This is a genomic window from Paracoccus sp. 22332 (genome assembly GCF_052045125.1).
Classification (GTDB): domain Bacteria; phylum Pseudomonadota; class Alphaproteobacteria; order Rhodobacterales; family Rhodobacteraceae; genus Paracoccus; species Paracoccus haematequi_A.
Window position 1 is genome coordinate 1 of sequence record NZ_JBQEOI010000108.1, and the last position, 1,709, is coordinate 1,709.

General features: G+C 59.7%; 3 protein-coding genes and 1 pseudogene. All 4 read left to right on the top strand.

What is annotated here, in order from left to right:
• The coding region (locus ACTJI6_RS23975; RefSeq protein WP_440801365.1) for an IS30 family transposase at positions 1-355 on the top strand (355 nt) is incomplete at its 5' end.
• A complete protein-coding gene (locus ACTJI6_RS23980) occupies positions 352-996 on the top strand; it encodes a type II toxin-antitoxin system RelE/ParE family toxin (protein ID WP_440804263.1) in 645 nt (214 codons plus the stop codon). The genes ACTJI6_RS23975 and ACTJI6_RS23980, both read left to right, overlap by 4 nt.
• Before the next feature lie 91 nt (positions 997-1,087).
• Positions 1,088-1,423, top strand: coding sequence for a hypothetical protein (locus ACTJI6_RS23985; RefSeq protein ID WP_440804265.1), 336 nt, complete (start codon positions 1,088-1,090; stop codon positions 1,421-1,423).
• Positions 1,424-1,540: 117 nt separating this feature from the next.
• Positions 1,541-1,709, top strand: a pseudogene (locus ACTJI6_RS23990) (IS256 family transposase); the annotation flags it as partial.

Below are 1,709 nucleotides of genomic sequence, written 5' to 3' on the forward strand. Positions count from 1 at the left end.
TCGGCCCCTCATGAACCGTCTGATTCATGAGATGTCACCCCTGCCCGCCGAGGCGCGGCGCTCGATCACCTTTGACCGCGGCCTGGAGTTCGTGGCCTGGCGCGAGCTGGAGAGTGGCATGGGCACGAAGGCGTGGTTCTGCGATCCGCAGGCGCCTTGGCAAAAAGGCTCGGTCGAGAACATGAACAGGCGGCTCCGTCGCTACCTGCCCCGAGACACCGCTGTGTTGCAGCTGACGCCTCGTTCGATGAGAATGATGTGTCAGCGCCTGAACGCCACGCCCCGGAAGTGCCTGGGCTACCGGACACCCATCGAAGCGTTTCGAGATGAACTGATAAGACTGGAGGCACCATGACAAACCCTGCCCCGCAGGACTGGTGCATTCAGAATGGAGCCTGCACGGATATGAGATGGACGGTTGAGATCCTCGATGCCGTTGATGAGGAGATCGAGGCCTTGCCGCCGAAGCTTCAGGCCCGGCTGCTGCGCCTGCTGGAGATGGTCGAGAGTGTCGGGCTGGAGCAGATCCACGAGCCGCATGTCAAACATCTCGACGGCAAGCTGTGGGAGCTACGCGCTAAGGCGCAGGAAGGTATTGCGCGGGGGATCTATGTCACGGTGACGGGGCGCCGTGTGGTAGTGCTGCGTCTTCGTCAAGAAGTCGCCCAAAACCCCAAAGCCAGCATTGGAGCTGGCGCGGGAACGGATGAAACAGGTGAAAACATGAGCAAGCTGGCTGATCTGAAGGCGCGCCTTATGGAAAACCCGGAAGTGCGGGAGGAATATGCGCAAGCCGACGCCGAGTTCTCTCTGATCGAGGACATGATCCGGGCGCGGATGGATGCAAAGTTGACCCAAGCACAGCTGGCCGAGCGCATCGGCACCACACAATCCGCGATTGCACGGCTTGAAGGCGGGAAGGTATCCCCGTCGATTGCCACCCTGCGGCGGTATGCCGAGGCGACAGGGCATCAGTTGCGGGTAGGGTTCGAATAGGCAGGAAGGGCGGGGAGCGGCCGTTCGCTGCACTCAGCCCGGAGGTCGGCGAAGCGCAAAACGCTTCCTGTACGACCGCAAGGTGCCCTCAATGCCGCAGCTGATACTCAGGCAACATGATCTGGTGGCTATGATTGCCCGGACTGATTTCGTTTTCCAGTTCATCAAGTCGAGCGGCTGCGCTAAAAATACCGCTCCGGACATTAGCGTTGTTGCCCGCCTCCTCATAGATGTCGCGAAGAAGGTCGAAAATTGGGTCGGTCGGTTCGAAACCATCTGGCAGACCGCGAATACCGCGAACGACCTGAAAGTCGTTGAACCTTTGACGCAAGTCGTCAATGCGACCAGCCTGCAAGTCCGCGACCACGTCAAGGATCGCACCACCGGGCCGTTCGAACGCGGATCTCTGCCCTCGAAGGCATTCTAGGGCATTTTCTTTCGAGACCCGGTAGACAGCATTCGTGGCATCAAGCGCCTCGATTGAGAGTGTCCGATCTTCTGTGTATGAGTGATCCGGTCCATGCTTCACCGAAAGGAAGCATGCATGACGATCTCCAAGGAACTTCTGGATGAACTGCTGAAGGGTGTTGAGCGCCCTGAGGATCTGCTCGGCGATGCCGGGCTGATGAAGGAGCTGAAGATCCGGCTCATGGAGCGGATGCTGGGCGCGGAGCTGGCCGCGCATCTGGGCTATGAGGAAGGCAAGGAAGCGC